24 protein-coding genes are annotated in these 20763 nt (G+C 48.6%); 18 read left to right on the forward strand and 6 right to left on the reverse strand.

Annotated elements, in window-relative coordinates:
• The first annotated feature begins 40 nt into the window (after positions 1-40).
• The 4 genes from KNO70_RS05265 to KNO70_RS05280 are packed head-to-tail and all read left to right on the forward strand — an operon-like array spanning position 41 to position 2702.
• A complete protein-coding gene (locus KNO70_RS05265; protein ID WP_012726548.1) occupies positions 41-700 on the forward strand; it encodes an amino acid ABC transporter permease in 660 nt (219 codons plus the stop codon).
• Positions 697-1419, forward strand: coding sequence for an amino acid ABC transporter ATP-binding protein (locus tag KNO70_RS05270; RefSeq protein ID WP_031423364.1), 723 nt, complete (start codon positions 697-699; stop codon positions 1417-1419). Before KNO70_RS05265 ends, KNO70_RS05270 begins: the two co-directional genes overlap by 4 nt.
• Before the next feature lie 30 nt (positions 1420-1449).
• Positions 1450-2124, forward strand: coding sequence for a metal-dependent hydrolase (locus tag KNO70_RS05275; protein WP_214757414.1), 675 nt, complete (start codon positions 1450-1452; stop codon positions 2122-2124).
• Positions 2125-2126: 2 nt separating this feature from the next.
• On the forward strand, positions 2127-2702 hold the full coding sequence (locus tag KNO70_RS05280; protein ID WP_078147087.1) for an HD domain-containing protein: 576 nt from the start codon (positions 2127-2129) through the stop codon (positions 2700-2702).
• 34 nt (positions 2703-2736) lie between these two features.
• Here the strand turns inward: KNO70_RS05280 and fadH are convergent, their stop codons facing one another.
• A complete protein-coding gene (fadH, locus tag KNO70_RS05285; RefSeq protein WP_214757412.1) occupies positions 2737-3501 on the reverse strand; it encodes a 2,4-dienoyl-CoA reductase in 765 nt (254 codons plus the stop codon).
• 180 nt (positions 3502-3681) lie between these two features.
• Here fadH and KNO70_RS05290 point away from each other — a divergent pair, with 180 nt between their 5' ends.
• Complete coding sequence (locus KNO70_RS05290; protein ID WP_214757410.1) at positions 3682-4314, forward strand: hypothetical protein; 633 nt, start codon at positions 3682-3684, stop codon at positions 4312-4314.
• A gap of 39 nt (positions 4315-4353) precedes the next feature.
• Here the strand turns inward: KNO70_RS05290 and KNO70_RS05295 are convergent, their stop codons facing one another.
• Positions 4354-5424 (reverse strand): N-acetylglucosaminidase, encoded by a 1071-nt coding sequence (locus KNO70_RS05295; RefSeq protein ID WP_251028274.1) that lies wholly within the window; start codon positions 5422-5424, stop codon positions 4354-4356.
• Between the two features lie 77 nt (positions 5425-5501).
• On the opposite strand from KNO70_RS05295, the gene KNO70_RS05300 reads away from it, so the two are divergent.
• Positions 5502-6491, forward strand: a complete 990-nt coding sequence (locus KNO70_RS05300) for an aromatic acid exporter family protein (RefSeq protein ID WP_214684049.1) — start codon at positions 5502-5504, stop codon at positions 6489-6491.
• Positions 6492-6673: 182 nt separating this feature from the next.
• Complete coding sequence (locus tag KNO70_RS05305) at positions 6674-7801, forward strand: M20/M25/M40 family metallo-hydrolase (RefSeq protein WP_078147934.1); 1128 nt, start codon at positions 6674-6676, stop codon at positions 7799-7801.
• A 45-nt stretch (positions 7802-7846) separates the two neighbouring features.
• Here the strand turns inward: KNO70_RS05305 and KNO70_RS05310 are convergent, their stop codons facing one another.
• Entirely contained in the window at positions 7847-8020 is a 174-nt protein-coding gene (locus tag KNO70_RS05310; protein WP_012726540.1) for a hypothetical protein, read from the reverse strand.
• Positions 8021-8093: 73 nt separating this feature from the next.
• Here KNO70_RS05310 and rnz point away from each other — a divergent pair, with 73 nt between their 5' ends.
• From rnz to KNO70_RS05345, 7 genes are read left to right on the forward strand one after another with little or no spacing between them, the layout of a single operon-like run.
• The gene (rnz, locus tag KNO70_RS05315; protein WP_214811406.1) at positions 8094-8999 is read left to right on the forward strand and encodes a ribonuclease Z; all 906 of its coding nucleotides are present in this window, start codon (positions 8094-8096) and stop codon (positions 8997-8999) included.
• A 1-nt stretch (position 9000) separates the two neighbouring features.
• On the forward strand, positions 9001-9885 hold the full coding sequence (locus KNO70_RS05320) for a hypothetical protein (RefSeq protein ID WP_078147083.1): 885 nt from the start codon (positions 9001-9003) through the stop codon (positions 9883-9885).
• On the forward strand, positions 9882-10292 hold the full coding sequence (locus KNO70_RS05325; protein ID WP_078147082.1) for a DUF4430 domain-containing protein: 411 nt from the start codon (positions 9882-9884) through the stop codon (positions 10290-10292). Before KNO70_RS05320 ends, KNO70_RS05325 begins: the two co-directional genes overlap by 4 nt.
• Complete coding sequence (locus KNO70_RS05330; protein WP_214684051.1) at positions 10270-10929, forward strand: hypothetical protein; 660 nt, start codon at positions 10270-10272, stop codon at positions 10927-10929. Before KNO70_RS05325 ends, KNO70_RS05330 begins: the two co-directional genes overlap by 23 nt.
• On the forward strand, positions 10907-11863 hold the full coding sequence (locus KNO70_RS05335) for an ATP-binding cassette domain-containing protein (RefSeq protein WP_214684053.1): 957 nt from the start codon (positions 10907-10909) through the stop codon (positions 11861-11863). The genes KNO70_RS05330 and KNO70_RS05335 overlap by 23 nt, the downstream gene beginning before the upstream one ends.
• A complete protein-coding gene (locus KNO70_RS05340; protein WP_078147079.1) occupies positions 11836-12381 on the forward strand; it encodes a hypothetical protein in 546 nt (181 codons plus the stop codon). The genes KNO70_RS05335 and KNO70_RS05340 overlap by 28 nt, the downstream gene beginning before the upstream one ends.
• 41 nt (positions 12382-12422) lie before the next feature.
• Positions 12423-12755 (forward strand): hypothetical protein, encoded by a 333-nt coding sequence (locus tag KNO70_RS05345; protein ID WP_078147078.1) that lies wholly within the window; start codon positions 12423-12425, stop codon positions 12753-12755.
• Positions 12756-12784: 29 nt separating this feature from the next.
• On the opposite strand, the gene KNO70_RS05350 is transcribed toward KNO70_RS05345, so the two are convergent.
• Positions 12785-13579 (reverse strand): SDR family NAD(P)-dependent oxidoreductase, encoded by a 795-nt coding sequence (locus tag KNO70_RS05350; protein ID WP_214811410.1) that lies wholly within the window; start codon positions 13577-13579, stop codon positions 12785-12787.
• 145 nt (positions 13580-13724) lie between these two features.
• Between KNO70_RS05350 and KNO70_RS05355 the strand changes: the two genes are divergently transcribed.
• From KNO70_RS05355 to KNO70_RS05365, 3 genes are all read left to right on the forward strand, one after another.
• A complete protein-coding gene (locus KNO70_RS05355; RefSeq protein ID WP_214684057.1) occupies positions 13725-14627 on the forward strand; it encodes a peptidase U32 family protein in 903 nt (300 codons plus the stop codon).
• A gap of 9 nt (positions 14628-14636) precedes the next feature.
• A complete protein-coding gene (locus KNO70_RS05360) occupies positions 14637-15878 on the forward strand; it encodes a peptidase U32 family protein (RefSeq protein ID WP_214684060.1) in 1242 nt (413 codons plus the stop codon).
• Between the two features lie 78 nt (positions 15879-15956).
• Complete coding sequence (locus KNO70_RS05365) at positions 15957-17354, forward strand: MATE family efflux transporter (protein WP_214686914.1); 1398 nt, start codon at positions 15957-15959, stop codon at positions 17352-17354.
• Here the strand turns inward: KNO70_RS05365 and KNO70_RS05370 are convergent, their stop codons facing one another.
• Positions 17355-18218 carry a DMT family transporter gene (locus KNO70_RS05370; protein WP_214684062.1) on the reverse strand — a complete coding sequence of 288 codons (864 nt, stop codon included), beginning with the start codon at positions 18216-18218 and terminating at the stop codon, positions 17355-17357.
• 199 nt (positions 18219-18417) lie between these two features.
• Here KNO70_RS05370 and KNO70_RS05375 point away from each other — a divergent pair, with 199 nt between their 5' ends.
• Complete coding sequence (locus KNO70_RS05375; RefSeq protein ID WP_214684063.1) at positions 18418-20544, forward strand: DNA topoisomerase III; 2127 nt, start codon at positions 18418-18420, stop codon at positions 20542-20544.
• 14 nt (positions 20545-20558) lie between these two features.
• On the opposite strand, the gene ytzI is transcribed toward KNO70_RS05375, so the two are convergent.
• Positions 20559-20750, reverse strand: coding sequence for a YtzI protein (ytzI, locus tag KNO70_RS05380; protein WP_078147072.1), 192 nt, complete (start codon positions 20748-20750; stop codon positions 20559-20561).
• Positions 20751-20763 lie beyond the last annotated feature (13 nt).

Here is a 20763-nt window from a genome sequence, read left to right on the forward strand (position 1 = left end):
GAAGATGAATCGGTCAGCCCTTTTTTAGGAGGAACTCACTATGGATTTTAGCCGGATTTATGATTCGATCCCTTATATACTTGAGGGGATTCCAGTCATGTTCCAAGTGGTGATCGTCTCGGCATTGATTGGGATCTCACTTGGGATTGTTGTCGCTACATTAAAAATTGTCCCGAATCGTCTGATTAACTTTATCGGACATGCTTATACGGCGGTGTTCCGTGGGACACCACTCATTTTGCAACTCGCCATCATCCACTTCGGATTGCCGCAACTGACGGGATATATCACGACACCGTACCAGTCAGCGGTCATCGCATTCTCGCTCAACTCGGGGGCGTATATTTCAGAGATTATTCGAGCGGGTATCCAAGCAGTAGATAAAGGACAGTGGGAGGCTTCGGATGCTCTTGGTGTCCCATATGTCAAACAGTTACGTTCCATCATCTTGCCACAGGCGTTCAAGAACATCTTGCCTGCTCTTGTGAACGAGATGATCACATTAACGAAAGAGTCTGCACTCGTCTCGACGGTTGGGGTGCTCGATATCATGCGTCGTGCGCAAATCGTCGGTGGGCAGAAGGCAATCTACTTCGAACCGCTTCTATTCGCCGGTGTGATATACTTTACGATAGTGATGATCTTGACGTATCTTGGACAACGTCTAGAAAAACGGTTAAGAAAGAGTGATGGAAGATGATCGAAGTAAAAGACCTACACAAACAATTTGGTGACTTAGAAGTGTTAAAAGGAATCACGACGACGATCGAACGTGGTGAAGTGGTTGCTGTCATCGGACCGTCCGGGTCTGGTAAATCGACTTTTCTACGCTGCTTGAACATGCTTGAGATTCCAACGAGCGGGACGGTCAGTGTCGACGGATTCGAGCTCACGAAAAAAGGGGCGAACGTCGCGAAGGCGCGTCAAAACATTGGGATGGTATTCCAACAGTTCAACTTGTTCCCTCATATGAGCGTATTGGACAATTTGACGTATGCACCAATCAACGTCTTAAAAGTCAGCAAGGCGGAAGCGCTGGAACGTGCGAAGAAATTACTCGAACGTGTCGGCCTTTCTGAAAAAATCGATGCCTATCCGAGCCAACTCTCGGGTGGACAAAAACAGCGTGTCGCCATCGCGCGTGCCTTGGCGATGGAACCGAACGTCATGTTGTTCGATGAACCGACATCGGCACTTGACCCTGAGATGGTCAATGAAGTACTCGACGTTATGAAAGGGTTGGCTGAGACTGGGATGACGATGGTCGTCGTCACACACGAAATGGGCTTCGCCCGTGAAGTGGCAGACCGCGTCCTCTTCCTGGATGAAGGGATTCTCATGGAAGAAGGAAAACCGGCTGACCTGTTGTTGAATCCGCAAACCGACCGGGCGAAACGTTTCTTGGAGAAAGTGTTGTAATCTGAACTTACGAAGGAAGGATGAATACACGTGAAAATCACCTATTATGGACATGCGACTGTAGGATTTGAGATTGATGGCGTAAACGTGTTGATCGATCCATTTTTGACGAGTAACCCTCATACGGAAATAGACCCTTCTACACTACGTCCGGACTATTTGTTGCTCACACATGCTCATTTCGATCATATCGAGGATGTCGAATTGATTGCGAAAACGTCGGGTGCGACGATTGTGGCGACACATGAACTCGCAACGTATTACGAGAAAAAAGGCTTCTCTGTTCACGGGATGAACATCGGGGGAGGTCATGCCTTTCCGTTCGGGCGTGTCACGATGACCCAAGCGTTCCACAGTTCGAGCTTTGACATGGGGGATACACCGGTCTATATGGGGATGCCTGCCGGATTCATCATCGAGACGAACGAACTGACGCTCTACCACGCTGGAGACACGAGTCTCTTCTCCGATATGAAGATGTACGGTGAACGGTTTGAAATCGATGTCGCGTTCCTTCCAATCGGAGACAACTTCACGATGGGACCAACAGACGCATTAGATGCGGCGCAGTGGCTTCAAGCGAAACGTGTCGTTCCGATCCACTTTGATACGTTCCCGCCGATTAAACAAGATGCTCAGGCGTTTTGTGACCAATTGCACCGTCGAGGTCTCTTGATTGAACCGAATACGACGATCGAGATTTAAGCATGGACGTGATTCAAGCGACGCGAGAGTTCATCGGAACGATTCATGCAGATGACGCGTCGGGTCATGACGTCGCCCACATTACGCGTGTCGTCCGACTAGTGGAACGTTTAATGGAGGATGAACCGGTCAATCGGACGGTTCTCCTCCTCTCGGCATATTTACACGACGTGGAAGATCATAAGCTCGGTCGTCCGAACGGTCTCGTCAAACAGCATCTGTCCTCAATTGACATCACTGAAGAGCAAGTGGAATTGGTGATGGCGGTGATTGATGAGGTCTCCTTCTCAAAAGGCAAGACCCCGACGAGCCGGGAAAGCGAAATCTTGCAAGACGCCGACCGTCTTGATGCGATGGGGGCCATCGGGATTGCGCGAACGTTCCAGTTCGCGGGTTCTCGCAAAACTCCGCTCGATTTGTCGGAAGAGAGTGCCATTCAACATTTTCATGACAAGCTGTTGAAGCTGGCGTCGATGATGCATACCTCAAAAGCAAAACAACTAGCGATGTCACGTCATGCTTTCATGCAGCAGTTTCTAGAACAGTTTCATGAAGAATGGGATGGGGTGGACATATAAAAGGACGACCGAGTATATTCGGTCGTCCTTTTGATTAGAATGGATGCTTGTTCAACCAATGACCACCGTCAAGAGAGATGCAATCCCCGTTTAAATAGCGCATCTCGTCTGATGCCATCCAGTAAGCGAGGTCCGCGATCTCTTCCGGTGTCCCAAAACGTCCAAGTGGGACGTTACGGCGAATACGCTCTACTTCCTTCACGTGGGAGACGAGCTTTTCAGCGCCGCCTGTCCGTTCAATCGGTCCAGGACTGATGGCATTGACCCGTGCGCCGAATTGATAGCCCCATTCAACCGCGAGTGTTCGCGTCAAGTTCAAGACGCCTGCTTTCGCTGCCGCACTCGGTGCGACACCAGGACCTGCCTGCCACGCATAGGAAGCGACCATGTTGATGATGGAGCCGCCACGGATTTCATCTGCTTCCCAATGTTTCCCGAGAACATGGGTGCAGTTGAATGTCCCGTTCAAGACGATGTCGATGACACTTGCCCAACCATTAGGAGATAAATCAAGAGTCGGACAGACAAAATTTCCGGCAGCATTGTTGACGAGTGCGTGTACTGGTCCATAAGCGGATACGATGTCAGCCAGTGCTTTCGCGCATCCTTCATAGTCACGAACGTCATGTTGCACACTCATCGCCTGACCTGCATCGATTGAATTCAAATCGTTCATCGCTTCTACTAGTCGTTCCTCGTTTCGACCGCTGATAGCGACGTTCCATCCTTCCTGTTTAAATTTTAATGCCATCGCTTTCCCCATGCCGGACGATCCCCCGGTAATCCAAATCGTTTTCATCTTAATTCCCCCTCAAAAATGAATGGTCGTTCATTTTACGTATTCGTCTTATGATGTAAAACTCCTTCAACAAAATGTCATTCGATGTTGAATCATTCTTTTCACTTGAGAAGTATATACATGATGTAACGATTGATACTCAAAACCATGACGTGAATTTAAAATAGGAGATGATGGAACATGAAGCGCGTTACAGGGCTGACCATATTCGTACTTATCATTGTCGGAATGTTTGTGCTCATCGATCAATCTGATTCAAAGAAAATGTCTGAACAGGTCGAAAATAAGATGTTCACCCAAACTGAGACAAAGGTTTATTCTGAGTCGACGGTCGAAGAACTGAAGAAAATCCTTGAGACGTTTCAAAACGATTTGGCTCCGCAAATCAATAACGATTTCGAACGAAAGTTGGCAGAACGAATGTACGTGGAGATGAAGAAGAGTGGTGAAACCATCGATGTGAAGGAACTTATAATCCGTGCAAAAGACCAAGCTGATTTTGAACGTGCATGGTTGGAGCATGCGAAAAGCGAATATGGAATCGTAATAACGGGTGACGAAGTCGATGAATGGATTGAAAAAGGACCGGATGCGACGGTGGTCGAGTCTCAAAGACGATATGCAGAGGCAAAAGAGATGAGCGTGTATCAGCTCAATCATGATTATTATCGCGATCAATACGTGAAATGGGTCGTGTGGGAAGATTTGATTCCGCTCGTCACAGACCGCTACGAACAGTCAAGTGAGCATGTGCTCGACAACAATCGACTCATCGAATTGTATGAGCAAGAGATGGAAGTTATAATCGAATGAAGCGTCAAGCAGCCCGACTCGTATGAGCCGGGCTACTTTTCATTGAATTTTTTTCAAGTACTTCAAACCGAGTTCACGGTCGATCGTGTACATCGTACCGGCAACTTTCTCACCCCAGTATGGATCGGAGGCATAGAAGATATTGATGCCTTCTTGCTTGTTCCCAGGATAATCGCCACGAGCATATGGCCCAGTGACATATTTAGTCGCAAACAATTCAGCAGCAGCTTGTACGCTGGCGTCAATTGTTTTAAAGGATGTCGCATTCCCGCTCGGGTCGTCATCTGTCGCGCGGAACCCAAATAGGTTCCGCTTGTCCCGAGCGATATCGGACGTTCCAAATCGGGACTCATGCCCGGCAACCGCCAGCAGGAATAAGGCATTAATGTTATACGTATCTTCTGCCCGTTTAAAAGACTTGCCTTCCCCAGCGAGTGGTGAATCGATGGATTTTAAATATTGATCAAACTCGTCAGCCGAATATGGGGACGACTTGCGAATCGATGCAAATTGATAAGGAGAATCGAAGACGTCTTGGACACGTTCTGTGTAAAAACGGTCATCCGAGTTTTTTTCTGTCGGACCTACAAGGAACGTACCGGCGAGATTGGCGTTCGCTTCCACCGTATGGTAGACGTCACCTTCTCGAATCTCGTAAAATCCACGTCTCTTCACAACTGCTTCAGGAAATAACGCCATTTGATCCGGTTTGACATACACATCCGCCCCGGAGATACGTACTTTAAGATGATCGTCTCCGCGCTCAATTAGTTGAAGTCTCGTGCCACCAGCGACATAGGATTGTCGTGTTTTAAATGATGCATCTTTATATAAGTTTGTGATAGCATCACTCGGAGTGACGACGACTCCGGTACCTGTAAAATCGAGTACTTCTCCAGAGGGCGAGAACAATGTCCGGTTCTTACCGGCCGTCATGTATCGTTTTGCTTCTGCGAGAGATTCGAACGACCTCGTGACACGGTCGCCATTCGTCACCGTTTCGACGGTATAGGTGTCTTCACGGGAAGATTGAATCCATAAAAAGGCTGCGATGGCGAGACTAAGTGTCGCAATCATCGGCCAAACCTTAAGTCTTTTCTTTCGTTTCAATCAAATCACTTCCAAACTTTTGAATTGCCAAACGAGTTGATTTAGTCAACAATTTGATGGAGAAGGGGGAAATTAGTATGAAAATTGGAACGCGGACGTTAAAGACCGCGGTCGCAGCAGGTATCGCGATGCTCATTTCCGAAACAATTCATCTCGATTATTTTGTATTTGCAGCCATTATCGCCATTTTAAGTATTCAAGAGACGCGTAAAAAATCGATTCGCGCCTCCTATGAACGAGTCATGGCAAGTCTTCTCGCCATCGGAATGGGTGCGGCGATGTTCACGCTACTCGGCTATTCACCGGTGACGCTCACACTTTATTTTGTCATTTTCATTCCACTCGTACAACAATTGAAACTGCAAGACGGGCTCATTACGAGTGTCGTCATTTTGACCCACCTCTACACCGAGGCACAGTTTACACTGGAGTTATTTATCAATGAGCTATTGCTCATTGCGATCGGTGTCGGTGTCGGGCTTGTCGTCAACATGTACATGCCGACGCTTGACCGTGAGATTGTACGGATTAAAGAGAATATCGACCGCTCGCTCGCAGTACTGTTTTATGACGTGGCGGCATGTGTTGAGACGGGCGTCTATAACAACCACTCGATGATGCTCATCAAGACACGGGACTATCTGAAAGAGGGGAAAGATTTAGCCCTTCGCCGTATGGGAAACTCAATCGGAAAGCGGAATGAAGACATGGACTATCTATACTTCCGGATGCGTGAACGGCAGTATGATATTCTCAAACGAGTCGCGGATAACGCCAGAGAAATCACGATGGTCGTCAATGAAGCGAAACCGGTCGCGACGTTCTTACGTCGAGTCGGGGACCATGTGAACGAGCAGGCCGATGCATCCGTCTTTCTACAGGAGCTTGAAGAGATGATTGAGCATTATCGAAAAAACGTACCTCTCCCCACGACGCGTGAGGAATTCGAGGTACGCTCATCCTTATTAAATATTTTATCTGATGTAAAAAGTTACTTGATCTTGAAAGAGCGATACATCTTGCTCTTAAAAGAACATGGTCATGCTCGAGAGAAACGTGCTGATTAAAAAGATTGAGACGATGACGACGACGCCGATTTGAATGATGCGTTGTCGTCTTTTCTGTTTTTTCTTCATGGTCTGCCTCCATATACGTGTTTGCCATCATTGTACAGAATGGAAAAGATTCGTGCAATCCAGGGGAGTTTGATATAATGGTCAAGAAATGTTTGGATGGAGGGATGTTGTTTATGGTAAACGAGACACGCGTGCTCGACACATTTTTAGGATTGGTCGGCATCGATTCAGAAACGAAGGAAGAAGCGATCATCTGTGAGCATTTGAAAGGTGTATTCACAGAGCTTGGCTGCGACGTCTACGAGGACGACGCATCAACGAAGACGGCACACTCTGGTAACAACTTGATCATCACGTTGCCTGCAACGAAAGACAATGTTGATCCGATTTACTTTACGGCTCACATGGATACGGTCACTCCAGGTAAAGGAATCAAGACGAGCATCAAAGACGGATATGTCGTCACGGATGGTACGACGATTCTCGGAGCAGACGACAAGACCGGCCTCACTGCGATGATCGAACTCGTGCGTGTATTGAAAGAAAAACAAATTCCACATGGTCAAATCCAGTTCGTGATCACTGTCGGGGAAGAATCAGGTCTCGTCGGTGCGAAAGTATTGGATTTATCGAAAATCGATGCGAAGTTCGGTTTTGCCCTTGATTCGGATGGACCAGTTGGAGACATCATTGTCGCCGCTCCGACTCAAGCAAAAGTGAACGCGAAGATTTACGGGAAGACGGCTCATGCTGGTGTCGCACCTGAAAAAGGAATCTCGGCGATTCAAATCGCAGCGAAAGCCATCGCGAAGATGCCGCTCGGTCGTATCGATGAAGAGACGACAGCCAACATCGGACGTTTCGAAGGGGGTCGCGCGACAAACATCGTGTGTGACTATGTCGAAGTTCTTGCTGAGGCCCGTTCCCTCATCCATGAGAAGATGGAGAAACAGGCGGAAACGATGAAACAAGCGTACATCGAGGTCGCTGAGTCGTTCGGTGGTCGTGCCGAAGTGGACATCGACATCATGTATCCTGGATTCAAGTTTGAGGAAGGGGACGAAGTCGTTGAGGTGGCGAAACGTGCGGCTCAGACAATCGGACGTCCGACTCGAATCTTACACTCAGGGGGCGGTTCGGATGCGAACGTCATCGCCGGTGGGGGAATCCCGACAGTCAACTTGGCGGTCGGCTATGAAGAGATTCATACGACGAACGAACGGATGCCACTTGAAGAGTTGTATAAACTCGTCGAATATGTCGTGACAATCGTTGAAGAAGTCGCATCACCTAAGCAATAAAAAAGAGCCGACCATTCGTCGGCTCTTCGTATGTGTTCGTACTCGTTATGCTGCGAACTCCAGTGATTCTAAAATCAACTCGTCTGTGCAATGAAGTTCGATCGCTATGTCGTGAATACGGATAGAGGTGCCTTGTTCCTGTTGGTGCAAGCGATTCATCAAAGCTGCGCGTTCTCGAATCGTCTCATAAATCGATTCGGGTTGTTCTGCCTTGGTCATCACAAATCACATCCTTTTCAGCGATTACGTCAAGTATAGCATGGAACGGCTTGAAGAAAGGAATTAAATATTTATGAAGTTACAGTTTTTAGGAACTGGGTCGGGGATGCCTTCGAAACAGCGCAACGTATCGGGGCTAGCTCTCGATTTATCGAACGTGACCTGGCTGATTGATTGTGGCGAGGGCACGCAACACCAAATGCTCTATACGAAAATCAAACCGAGAAAAGTGACAGCGGTATGGGTGACGCATCTTCATGGTGACCATGTATTCGGATTGCCTGGATTCTTATCGACTCGTTCGGCACTCGATGGAACCGCCCCCTTGACCGTCTATGGACCAATAGGATTGAAAAAATGGCTTGAAGCTACTTTGCGTGTCACAGGCTCACATCTAGGATACGAGCTGATCGTGATCGAGTACTCGGACGGGGACACATTCATACAAGACGACCATCTCGTCACTGTGCGAAAATTAGAGCATCGGTTCCCTTCATTCGGTTTCCGAATCGATGGTCCAGAAAAACCGGGCATGCTACGCGTCGATCTTGTAAGAGAACTCGGTATTCCAAGTGGACCGATTTATCGAACCATCAAAGAATCAGACCGATTTGAATTTGAAGGAAAATGGTATGACTCTAAAGAATACGTCACTGAACCGATTCCGGGAAAAATCGTAGCGATTTTAGGAGATACAATCCCGTGTGAGAACGCGCAGAAGTTGGCGGATGGAGCAGACCTCCTCGTTCACGAGGCGACGTTTATGGAGGCGGAACAAGCGCTCGCTCGGAAGTATGGTCACTCGACGACACGTGAAGCGACCGCGCTAGCGAATGCGTGCGCCGTCGGCAAGCTGATTGTGACACACATCTCAGCACGCTATGTCGGACGAGAGGAAGAATTTGTTCAAGAAGTTGTGTCGGATTTTCCATCGAGTCTCGTTGCGACGGACTTTTTAGAATATACAGTGGGGGAGTGATGTGACCATTCAACTCTATGTATGGGCAGCCTTTTTAGTAATCAGCGTTCTATTAGGGATTCGATTGAATCAATTAAAAGAGCCGGAAGCGAACTTTTTTCCAAAGTTCTTATTTTATTCACTGCTTGGAATCGTGTCTTTCCCCATCGGCGGTTTTCACATTCCGATTGGCTTTCTATTGTCTTTTTTGTTCTTTCCGAAACAGAACAGCCGGTATAAATGGTATGGGGCACTGTTAGGGTTCTTCTTTTTTCTTGTCTTGCTTTTTGTCCCGTTATTCGATCAATCCGGGTTTCGTTCCGAATCGCAACAAATCGGCGCCGTTTCGGTCACGGATGAATCGTTTGATGACATGACTGAAAAATTGTTACAACGAATCAATAGTGAATCGATTAAATTAGATCGTGGGAAACTACAGATCGACCGAGAAGGGAACGTTCAATCCATTGAGTACTTACTCATGGTGGAACGAGCCGAATCGTTCCAACAGATCCGTGTAACATACGGCTCAGGACAACTTTCGTATGAACAAGTCGATGAACTGCGTAAAGAATCTGGACAGGCCTTTTTTGAAAAGCTTGTCGAATTCGACCACATGCTGTCGACGTTACGAGGTCCTTCATGGGATGAGTATACTGACGTCGTTTCTGCCCCAGTGTTACAACTTTCCTATGATGGGCTGTATGACATGTACACGTTCGAAAACGAATCGATGCTCATGATCAATCGGGACAATGAACTGGTCAAGTTCTGGCTCCAGCGCGAACCAGTCCTCGCAAACAGCATCCAACTCGTCGGACTGACACAGGAAGGACGAAGTTCAGGCGAACGTTTTGCGATACTATATAATTATTCGATACATCAACGAGAGGATTTGACAGAATGATCAAACGGTATTTGAGTTTTTCCCTATTAGCGACCGCACTTCTTGTCGGATGTGGCGGAGAAGAAGCCCAACAAGAGGCGTGCGATGTAAGTCCGACCATTTCCGTATACAATGCGGCGACGGAAGAGACGCTCTATCAAGAGAAGAGCGTCTGTTTGGAAGATGATGCGACCGTGCTCGACGCATTGAAAGCGACAGGGCTTGACCTCGAAGTGACAGGAAGCGGAGACATGTCGTACGTGACGGCAATCGAAGGCGTCGAAGAAAAATCAGAAGGACAATCGTCAGGCTGGGTATTTGCTTTTAATGGTGCGCCCGGAGATGAAGGGGCCGGTGCTAAAGAAGTAGAATCGACGGACGTCATTCAGTGGCGGTTTGAAGAAGATGCGATTGCTTTCTTCGAATGAGGCAGATTGGGAGCGGCGACATCCTGTCACGCTCCTTTTCTTTCTATTCAGCCATCTATTCATCCTGACGTATATCCAAGATGTCACGGTATTGGTCGTCGGTCTTGTCCTGTTGCTCATGCTTGAACGTCGGTTTCCGTGGACGATGCTCATCGTATTGATTGCGTTTGCTGTCGTTTCGGTCTTCCCTGCATTGTTCGGGTGGGAGTTATCGCTCTCTTACATATGGCGTCAGCTGTTGAGGTTGGCTACTTTTTTACTTGGCATGCTGTGGATTTCTCGTATTGTTCGATTGGAACGATTGCTGCCACTCCTCTCCAAATGGCCCCGTTCAACTTCCCTCTTGTACGGGGCGTGGGCACTTATTCCTTCGATGGAACGGGCGGTACGTCAGTCGCTCAGAAGTCACCCGAAAGGAGCCTGGCAAGAAGCGATCGAGAATGGCATTAAGAGCCAAAGGCATGAGCCAAAATTTGCAGTCGAGCCGATGCGTCGCTTCCGGGCCGAGGATGTTCTGCAACTCCTTGCGATTGGCTTGATTGGTTATGTATCAATCGAATGGACCATCATTCCATGGCTCATCTATCCATACATCACAAAAGGAGGTGTTCGTGATGCAATGGCTTTCTACCGTTGACGGTTCGTTCGAGGCATATATCGAACGGTATCGTCCTCAAGTCATCAGAATGAATCAACCATTCTCAGGAAAAGTTGGTCATTTATTATCCGGTGTTGACCCGCTTCGGGGAGCGGAACTTGCCTCACTCTTACAAATCGATGCACTATATCCAAAAGCGTTTGACGCCTGTTCAAGCGGAGAACAACAGATTGTACAAGTCGCTTATGCTCTATCAAATCAGCCCGAAGCAATTGTACTTATCGAACCGTTCCGCCACCTCGATCAATTCCGTCGAGAACATCTAGAGATGCTACTTCGTCGTACTTCCGGTCTCGGTGTTCGGATTGGTTATACGGAACGGGCGCAAGAATCGTCTGAAGACATGAAAATCACTTTCCGACAATCGGAGACGATACCGAGGATTGAAGCGACCGATGTATCCTATCGTCATCCGCTTCAGGCGACTTATGCCATTGAAGAAGTGACGGTCCAAATAAATGAACCGGGCCTCACCGTCTGTATTGGTACGAACGGAAGTGGAAAATCGACGTTGCTCGAACTTTTAGCAAGGAGCAGACGCCCTCTTCGTGGACGGGTGAAGCGGGGGGAGCGAGCTGCCTATCTTCCTGCCGAAACGGAATACGGTCCGTTTCCGAAAGAATCGAATCGGAGGATCGCTCAACTACAAGCCGTCCTGAACGACCCGGCAAGCGTCCTTTTGCTCGATGAACCGACGGTGGATTTAACGAATGGGGAGCGAACGGCGTTCCTTGAAGCGCTCTTGAAAAAGACAGAATCAGCACGCGTGCTTTGTGCGACCCATGATTTGGCGTTAGTCGACCAAGCGACGGACGTGATTTACCTTGCAAGTGGTCGCGTGGTCTTTCAAGGTGAGCGCTCAATCTTTCAAGAACGGAGTACGCTATGGTCACATACGTCCTCGCCATTCTGATTGCCATCCTGGTGCTGTATCGATTTGAGAAATCTGACCTCCCGATTCAACCGCTCGTGCAGCTCTTGGCACTCGCAGTCATCGGGCGTTGGCTCTTTATGACGATTCCGAACGTACAGCCGACGACAGCTATTTTGATGCTGACCGCATTATGTATTGGGTTGAATGCTGCAGCGATCTTGGCACTCTTCGTACCCATCTTGTCGGGTCTGTTGCTCGGGATCGGACCGTTCGTCTTCTATCAATTTTTGGGGTGGCTTCTTGTCGTGACGCTCGTAAGCAGTTTTCGAACGATATGGATGAAGTCAGGTATCCTTTTCCTTACGCTCGGTTTTTTCTCTGGATTTTTATATGGATGGACGACAAATCTGGCGTTCATAGAAGTGATTGGAGCGGACTTTTGGAAGCTACTTTTACTCAGCGTCCCGTTTGACTTGGCACATGGGCTATCGAACGTTGTCTTCCTCATTTTAATCCGTCCCTTGTTTGAGCGCATATTCCTTCGTCAATTCGGGTAAATATACAATAGTCAAATCATTTTGAGTGAGGTGAACGACGGATGGGTGCATATATCAATCTCACTGAAGTCGGCATGTTTTTACTCGTAGGATTATTGTTTATCTTGTTAAATCTGATTCTATTGGCAAAACGTTACACGAGAGCCCGTTTTGCCATGATCAGCATCCTTGCGGCGAGCGTGTGGCCAGCACTCATGATTGTGCTTTCCGTGGAACAACTGAGCATCATGGACCAGCTCACATCGGGAGACCTGACGCTCGATGCCATCATGGCGTGGGGAGTCGTCATCGCCACAGCGCTGATGACCATGATTCCGGCAGGTGTGTTTCTATATCGGCTTGTAAACGTCTCTCGCTTACACTCTGAACCATAAAAGGAGCGACCCGATGCGGTCGCTCCTTTTCATGTGGTCGATTCAGCAGGTGTTCCATCAGCCGGTTTCTGGACGCGGCGTAGTACTTCTAAACTGAGAGCTCTCGGCATCAATTTGGCGACCCCGACCAACAGCTGATTCGAGAGTCCAGGGATGATCACACGCTTGTTATTCAACACCCCTTTGTATCCGAAGAAGGCGACGAGATGAGATGGCATTTTCGAGAATGATAATTCACTCCCGGCACGATTAAAGAAATTTGTATCCGTCGGGCCAGGGCATAATACACTCACATGCACACCGCTACCTTTCACTTCGGCATGAATCGCTTCAGTGAATGAAAGGACATAGGCTTTCGTCGCATAATAGACGGCCATATAGGGACCAGGTTGGAAGGCAGCGACGGATGCGACGTTCAACACATATCCGTGGTCACGTTCGAGCATGCCAGGCAAATAGGCTTTCGTCAGTTCGGTCAACGTATTGACATTCAATCGGACCTCGTCGGCCTCCGTCTCGGCATCGAGGTCGGCGAATGCGCCGGACGTGCCGAACCCGGCATTGTTGATTAAAAAGTCGACAGTGAGGCCAGCTTCGGCGATCATCGTCGTCAATCGGACTGCTGCGTCATGTTTTACTAAATCTAGTGCAAAGACATGTACGTTGATGCGATAACGTGTCTCAAGTACTTTTTTTAGTTCATGCAATCGTGGTTCGTTCCGAGATACTAAAATACAGTCGTAGCCGTCGCGAGCGGCGAGTACGGCCAAGTCTAGACCGATGCCCATCGAGGCGCCGGTGATTAAAGCTGTCTTTGACAACATGATCCACTCCTTTGATGAAAAGTCATACATTGTTACTGAATTCTTCACGAGTTGTTAAAATCCTGCTCCGTTCGCACATTGAAACATATGCTAAAGTATAGCAAGAAAATGTGATTAGACTCACAAAGTAGGGAGTAGAATAAATATGATGATTCAGCTCGTCACTACGGCGCAGTGCGTCGATCAGGCAGAAGCGTTAATCAAAGCCGGTGCGGACCGACTGTATATCGGAAATTCGAGGTTTGGGTTGAGACAAAAAGGTGACTGGACAATTGACGCTGTGAGGGAAGTCACACAACTTGCCCATCGGTACGGGAAAGAAGTGACAGTAGCCGTCAACAACCTGATGCACAATGACCACATTGAAGAATTGACGGATTATTTGCAAACGCTGAAAACGATTGGAGTCGATGATGTCACCGCTGGAGACCCTGGTGCCATTCGCTTGATCCGACAGGCAAAGATTCCGTATTGGTATGATGCTCAAACGCTCGTCACGTCCGCCAAACAGATTCAATTTTGGGGGAAACGCGAAGCGATTGGAGCGGTCGTCGCGCGTGAAGTGACCATCGATGAACTCGTTTTGATCCAACAACAAATCGGACTTCCTGTTGAGGTACAAGTATATGGTCCGACGTGCATCCATCATTCCAAACGACCACTCGTGACGAATTACTTTAACGAACTCGGGAGACCGATTGAAGAAGCAAAACAACGCGAATTTTATATGAGCGAACCGGCAGATACGACGAGTCGTTATCCCATCTACGAGGACGAGAACGGTACCCATATATTCTCTGAGGATTTGACGCTCATGGGACAACTTCCGACGTTAGTCAAAAATGGACTTCACACGTGGAAGCTAGATGGATGGCACGCCGGGGCCCAGTTTGTTGAAATCGTTCAGTTGTTTACTTATGCCCGGACGAATTTGTTGAACGGTCGATTTGATCGCATGGAGATGGAACAACGTCTTCATGAGCTACAACCGGAAGCGTTCCGTCTCGGTACGGGATTATGGTTACGCAAGCCAGAAGAGATTAAGTGAGGGATCAAGATGAAACGACGTCCAGAATTATTAGCGCCAGCAGGAAACTTAGAGAAATTAAAGATGGCCATCCATTATGGTGCCGATGCGGTCTATATCGGCGGACAGCAATTCGGGTTACGTTCACGTGCCGGTAATTTCAGTTATGACGAGATGCGTGAAGGGGTAGCCTTCGCACATGCGAACGGTGCGAAAGTATACGTCGCTGCGAACATGGTGACGCATGAAGGCGATATCGAGGGGGCAGGTGACTTCTTCCGAACACTTCGAGATATCGGGATCGACGCGGTCATCGTCTCGGATCCAGCGATGATTGAGATGTGTCTCACGGAAGCAGAAGGGTTGCCCGTCCATTTGTCGACCCAAGCTTCGGCGACAAACTATGAGACGCTTCGTTTCTGGAAGGAAGAAGGGCTCGAACGAATCGTCTTGGCACGTGAGGTATCGATGGATGAAATCGTCAAAATGAAACAGGAAGTCGATGTCGAAATTGAGACGTTCGTCCATGGGGCGATGTGTATCTCCTATTCCGGTCGATGCACGTTATCGAATCACATGACATTACGGGATGCCAACCGTGGGGGATGTGCCCAATCATGCCGCTGGAAATATGGTTTCTTTGAAGAGGGAGATCTTCTGACAGAAGAGATGGAAGCGCGTGACGAAGAGCCGTTCTCGATGAGTTCAGTTGATTTATCGATGGTCCGCCACATACCTGACTTGGTGGAGGCGGGAGTGGATAGTTTGAAGATTGAGGGACGAATGAAATCGATTCATTACGTCGCGACGGTGTGTAACGTCTATCGTCAAGTGATTGATGCGTACTGTGAAGATCCAGAGCATTTCGTCTTCGACCCGGCATGGGAAGAAGAAATTTGGAAAGCGGCCCAACGTGAGCTCGCGACGGGGTTCTATTACGGGATCCCGACTGAAAAAGAGCAATTGTTCGGGAAACCTCGTTCGATTCCGCAATTTGCGTTTGCCGCTCGTGTCATCTCATACGACCCTGTGACGGGTATGGCAACGCTTGAGCAGCGGAATCACTTTTCAATCGGTGAAGAGGTTGAATTTTTCGGACCCGGATTTGTTCGTTTTTCACAAGTCATTGATACGATGGAGGATGTGGACGGTCACCTCCTCGAGTCTGCTAACCAAGCGATGATGACGATTCGTGTAAAAGTGGATCGGCCAGTCGCGACCGATTACATTATGCGTAAGCGAAAAGGTGTGCGTGCTCGTTCGCTCGTTTGACACATCCACCGAGCCAACATAGTCGCCCGTTCCGTTCAATCCTGCTACCCTAAGAAGTAGAGACGGAGGGATGGAAGAATGAACCAAAATACGGAGCAATTACGGACTGAGCCCATCGGCAGACTCCTCTTCAAGTTATCGCTTCCGGCGATGATTGGGATGCTCGTGACGGCGCTCTACAATATCATTGATACGATTTTTGTCGCCCGAGGGATCGGTGCATCGGCAGTCGCTGCCATCGGGATTGCGTTCCCGATTCAGATGATTTTAATGGCCGTGTCGAGTGCCGTTGGTCTAGGTGGGGCGTCTATCAGTTCGAGGAAGCTTGGACGCGGTGACGATGCCGGTGCAGCCGTTACATTCTTGAACGTACTTGTCCTCGTCGGTCTGTTTGCGGCACTTGCGGTCAGTTCTGCTTTCTTTATGTTAGATGACATTTTAAAAGTGTTCGGTGCGACGACCGAAATCATGGATCTCAGCCGACAGTACTTATCAGTTGTATTAATCAGTTCACCATTCTTCATGTTCACACTCGCTTCGAGTGCGATGGTTCGTGCTGAAGGACAGGCACCTTATCAAATGAAGGTCATGCTGACGACCGTTCTCGTCAACCTCGTGACGACCCCGCTCTTCATTTTCACGTTCGACTGGGGCATGTACGGGGCAGCGACTTCGACGGCACTCGCCCAAGTCATCGGTTCCGTATTGATGCTGCGCTTCTTCTTCGCCCGAAAACCAAAAACGGAACTGCGCTTCAAGTGGCGTCAGTTCCGGATTCGATTCGATGAGATAAAAGAAATCATGGCAATCGGTTCGTCTTCGTTCATCATGATGGTGTCCCAATCCATTTTATTCGTTGGTGTCAACGTGATGCTCGGTACGTACGGCGGGACCGAAGAATTGGCCATATTCGCCATTATCAACAAGTTCATGGCGCTCGTCGGTATGCCAATCATGGGAATCGTCCAAGGGATGCAACCAATCGTTGGATATAACTACGGTGCAGAGCGATTCGACCGAATGCGTGAAACCATTTGGACGGCGATGCGGACCGGGATTGCGATTGCTGTCATCATTTGGTTGATTCTGCAGCTATTCCCGCAAACACTCATGGGCTGGTTCTCGACGGATGAGGCGCTCATTGCTGGCGGTGTGACGGCGATTCACATTTTGTTCGCCGTTTCCTTCCTTCCGAGTGTTCAGATGCTCGTCAATGGAATCTATCAGTCCCTCGGGAAAGCACGCGTCGCTATGTTCTTGTCCCTTTCACGTCAGACGCTCTACACGATTCCGCTCGTCTTTATTCTCCCGTCGTTCCTCGGAGTGTTCGGCGTATGGTTGGCATTCCCAATCGCTGATGCGATGACATTTTTGACGGCTGTTGCTTTGGCATTCTGGGACCGTAAATTATTATTCCGTTCTTCAGAAGAAGATAAAGAAGCACATGATGTAAATCCAAAAGCGACAAACTTATAATCAAACGTCCGCTCGTGTCGAGCGGGCGTCTTCTTTTAGGAACAAGTATATCCCACCGAGGAGGACGACGGCTCCGATCCATTGGAACGGTCCAAGTCGCTCTCCGAAGAAGGCGTATCCAAACAGCATTCCCCACAACGCCTCTCCAAGAATCGTGATACTGACGACGGTCGCACTGACACGGGCAAGCGCATAGTTGAACAGATTGTGCCCGAGGATTGTCGGGAAGAAAGCGAGCGCGAGGAAGTACCACCAGTTGATGGATTCAAAGGCAGTGAATGTCGTGCCGCGAACGAGCAACATGAAGCAAAGCACGACCGTCGCAACGAGATATACGCTAAAAGAATATGTATTCGTGTTCATCGAAGCTCGTACATGCTGTCCAACGAGCCAATACCCTGCAATCAATAGGGCGGCAATCAAGGCGAGTAGGTCTCCGAAGAGGGCTTCACGGCCGAGTTGAACGTCCCCCGCAGCGACGAGCATGCCCCCGAGGACAGCAACGAGCGCGAAGGCCAGTCCCTTTCGAGTCGGATTCTTTTTAAAGATGAGTGCATTCCCGATCAACACAAAAATTGGACTCGATGTGACAAACAGTGTGGAGCTGGCGACCGTCGTGTAATCGAGTGACAAGAACCAAAGCCAAAAGTGAAAGGCCAGTAACGTTCCGCTAAGGAGTAGAGCATAACGTGTCATAAGGCGCGTGGTGATCAGTGATTTGAAATCGACAAACGGTAGCAACATGAGACACGTGAAAAGCATTCGGTAAAATGCGGCAGTCTCGGCAGGTGCCGACGTCCATTTGACGAAGAGGACGCTCGTCGATAAGAAAAAGACAGCGGCGAATAAGATAAGATAAGACATGGCGACACTCCTTCACAGTTGTACTTCTCTGTTAATGATATCGCAAAACAGCCACGAGGCAAGACATGATTCAAAAAGAGCAAACAAATGCTCCCCTCTCGATGTGTCCATCCTCGACTTGATATAGTAAAATACATAGTAGAAGCTAGCCAATCATGTACGTCTTGCCATTATGTAGAAGGCGAAGTAAGGAGTTCTTATGAGACTAATCATTGCGGAAAAGCCATCACAAGCTCAAAAGTTGGCTGCTCCCTATCCATCTAAAAAGCGAAAAGACGAGATTGAAATCTCACCTTGTCCCCGTTTCCCTGAGGGGGCGATTGTCGTATGGGCCGTCGGTCACCTTTGTGAACTTCAAGAACCGTCGCACTATCGTCCGGAATGGAAGTCATGGAAGTACGAGGCGCTTCCAATCGTCCCAGAACGATTTGATTATCGTATTTCAAAAGGGAAGTCGAAACCGTTCTATGCCATCAAAAAATGGCTCCATGACCGCTCGATTACCGATGTCATCATCGCATCAGATGCCGAACGGGAAGGAGAAGCGATCGTTCGTCTGATCCTCCGACTCGCAGGTAACAAAAAACCACTTGCTCGACTATGGATTTCGAGTCTGACGGAGCAAGCAGTCGATCGAGGATTCTCGCAACTGTTGCCAGGTGAACAGACGATTCCATACTACCATGAGGCGATGAGTCGCGCCTGTGCGGACTGGCTCGTTGGGATGAACGCCTCACGTGCCTATACGACATTGTTGAAGACGATTGGGATTGAAGACGTCTTCTCGCTCGGTCGTGTACAAACCCCGACGCTTGCCTTAATCGTCAATCGCGAACGAGAAATTAAACAATTCGTACCAGAACCATACTTTGAGGTCGAGGCGACACTTGCAAAAGGTCGAGGCACGTTCAAAGCGAAGTATACGTTTGGAAAGACAACGAAGCTCAAAACGCGTGAGGAAGCCGATGCGGTCGTCAAACGGGCATCTGGAACTGCGATTGTGAAGACAATCGACAAAGAAGAAAAAATCGAGCAACCGCCATTTTGGTTCAGTTTATCTGGATTACAAGCGGAGGCAGGGAAACGCTTCGGATTCGGAGCGAAAAAGACACTTGATATCGCTCAAAAGTTATATACGAAAGGGTGGATTAGTTACCCGCGGACCGATTCGGGATTTGTCACACCCGATGAGGCGACGTTATTTCCACAGACAAAGGCAAGACTGCTAAAGTCTGAAGCCTATGCCGGACTTCGTGACCTATTGACTGAGGACCCGTCGAAAAATCGACGCTATGTCAATGCCAAGAAAGTCAGTGACCACTACGCAATCATCCCGACGGAGGCATGTGGTGACGTCACTCGACTCGGTGGGGATGAGGCGAAACTGTATGATTTGATCAATCGACGCTTCCTTGCGGCCTTTGCTCCCGCAGCGATGCTCGAGAAGACAACGGTTGATTTGATTGATGGAAGCGACTTGTATCGAGCAAAAGGAACCGTCGTTGTGAGTCCTGGCTATCGACAAGTCGTTGAGATGAAATCAAAAGATGTCGAGCTTCCGGCGATGATGGTCGGTGAAGAATTAAAAGAGAAGAAAGTTGAAGTGTTGTCGAAACAGACAGAGCCACCGAAGCGATATACGGAGGGCGCGCTCATTATGGCGATGAAAGTCGCCGGGAAACAACTCGATGACGAAGAGCTGATTCATATCATGAAAGAAGTAGAGGGTCTTGGGACTGAGGCGACACGTGCCAACATCATCGATGGATTGAAAAAGCGAGGCTATGTCCAACTTCAGAAAAAAGAGCTCGTTCCTACAGATAAAGGGCGCCTGTTGATCGATGTCCTCGGAGACAGTATTTTGGCCTCGCCCGTCATGACAGCGAAATGGGAGAAACGTCTCCATGAAATCGGTCAAGCATCGGCCTCCGCTGCTGAATTTATTGAACAAGCGAAGAAGATGTCCGTTCATTTGGTCGAAGAAGCGAAATCGCGAGTAGAAGCGGCTAATCCTGAGGGCTATACGATTGAAGCGAAGCGTTATGGAAAGAAAGGAACGACTCGACCGAAGGCATCATTTGGTATCTGTCCGAATTGTGGAAAAGGGCTCGTCGAACATCCGAAGTTCATCGGCTGTAGTGGATATCGTGAAGGATGTCGCTTCACCGTATCCAAACAGGTGCTCGGCGTCGGACTCGTCAAAGATGAGTTGAAGCAAATGATCAATGGAGGGCAATCGAACGTCCATACGTTCAAAAAAGGAGACAAGACGTTCAATGCCTCATTGTATTTAGAGAAGGGTACACTCCGATTTGAATTCAAATAAAAAAGGGTCGCGCATTAGAGCGGCCCTTCTTTCTTGTCAGTCTTGTCTCTTTTCTTGTCGTCTTCAATGCGACGATTGATTTCGTCATAGTCGAGGACGATGTCATCTTTATTGTCTTTATAGGCGTATCCTTTTTGGATGACGACGATGGATGCGATGAGGACGAGTAAGATGATTAAACCGCTGACGGCAAATATCCAGGCCATATGAACCCCTCAC

This window comes from Exiguobacterium sp. s181 (genome assembly GCF_018617125.1).
Taxonomy (GTDB): domain Bacteria; phylum Bacillota; class Bacilli; order Exiguobacteriales; family Exiguobacteriaceae; genus Exiguobacterium; species Exiguobacterium profundum.

Excerpts from the sequence above, each read along its gene's own strand:
- KNO70_RS05265 (WP_012726548.1), top strand. The coding sequence starts at position 41 with ATGGATTTTAGCCGGATTTATGATTCGATCCCTTATATACTTGAGGGG.
- KNO70_RS05270 (WP_031423364.1), top strand. The coding sequence starts at position 697 with ATGATCGAAGTAAAAGACCTACACAAACAATTTGGTGACTTAGAAGTG.
- KNO70_RS05280 (WP_078147087.1), top strand. The coding sequence starts at position 2,127 with ATGGACGTGATTCAAGCGACGCGAGAGTTCATCGGAACGATTCATGCA.
- fadH (WP_214757412.1), bottom strand. The coding sequence starts at position 3,501 with ATGAAAACGATTTGGATTACCGGGGGATCGTCCGGCATGGGGAAAGCG.
- KNO70_RS05290 (WP_214757410.1), top strand. The coding sequence starts at position 3,682 with ATGAAGCGCGTTACAGGGCTGACCATATTCGTACTTATCATTGTCGGA.
- KNO70_RS05300 (WP_214684049.1), top strand. The coding sequence starts at position 5,502 with ATGAAAATTGGAACGCGGACGTTAAAGACCGCGGTCGCAGCAGGTATC.
- KNO70_RS05305 (WP_078147934.1), top strand. The coding sequence starts at position 6,674 with ATGGTAAACGAGACACGCGTGCTCGACACATTTTTAGGATTGGTCGGC.
- KNO70_RS05310 (WP_012726540.1), bottom strand. The coding sequence starts at position 8,020 with ATGACCAAGGCAGAACAACCCGAATCGATTTATGAGACGATTCGAGAA.
- rnz (WP_214811406.1), top strand. The coding sequence starts at position 8,094 with ATGAAGTTACAGTTTTTAGGAACTGGGTCGGGGATGCCTTCGAAACAG.
- KNO70_RS05325 (WP_078147082.1), top strand. The coding sequence starts at position 9,882 with ATGATCAAACGGTATTTGAGTTTTTCCCTATTAGCGACCGCACTTCTT.
- KNO70_RS05330 (WP_214684051.1), top strand. The coding sequence starts at position 10,270 with ATGCGATTGCTTTCTTCGAATGAGGCAGATTGGGAGCGGCGACATCCT.
- KNO70_RS05335 (WP_214684053.1), top strand. The coding sequence starts at position 10,907 with ATGCAATGGCTTTCTACCGTTGACGGTTCGTTCGAGGCATATATCGAA.
- KNO70_RS05340 (WP_078147079.1), top strand. The coding sequence starts at position 11,836 with ATGGTCACATACGTCCTCGCCATTCTGATTGCCATCCTGGTGCTGTAT.
- KNO70_RS05345 (WP_078147078.1), top strand. The coding sequence starts at position 12,423 with ATGGGTGCATATATCAATCTCACTGAAGTCGGCATGTTTTTACTCGTA.
- KNO70_RS05350 (WP_214811410.1), bottom strand. The coding sequence starts at position 13,579 with ATGTTGTCAAAGACAGCTTTAATCACCGGCGCCTCGATGGGCATCGGT.
- KNO70_RS05355 (WP_214684057.1), top strand. The coding sequence starts at position 13,725 with ATGATGATTCAGCTCGTCACTACGGCGCAGTGCGTCGATCAGGCAGAA.
- KNO70_RS05360 (WP_214684060.1), top strand. The coding sequence starts at position 14,637 with ATGAAACGACGTCCAGAATTATTAGCGCCAGCAGGAAACTTAGAGAAA.
- KNO70_RS05365 (WP_214686914.1), top strand. The coding sequence starts at position 15,957 with ATGAACCAAAATACGGAGCAATTACGGACTGAGCCCATCGGCAGACTC.
- KNO70_RS05370 (WP_214684062.1), bottom strand. The coding sequence starts at position 18,218 with ATGTCTTATCTTATCTTATTCGCCGCTGTCTTTTTCTTATCGACGAGC.
- KNO70_RS05375 (WP_214684063.1), top strand. The coding sequence starts at position 18,418 with ATGAGACTAATCATTGCGGAAAAGCCATCACAAGCTCAAAAGTTGGCT.
- ytzI (WP_078147072.1), bottom strand. The coding sequence starts at position 20,750 with ATGGCCTGGATATTTGCCGTCAGCGGTTTAATCATCTTACTCGTCCTC.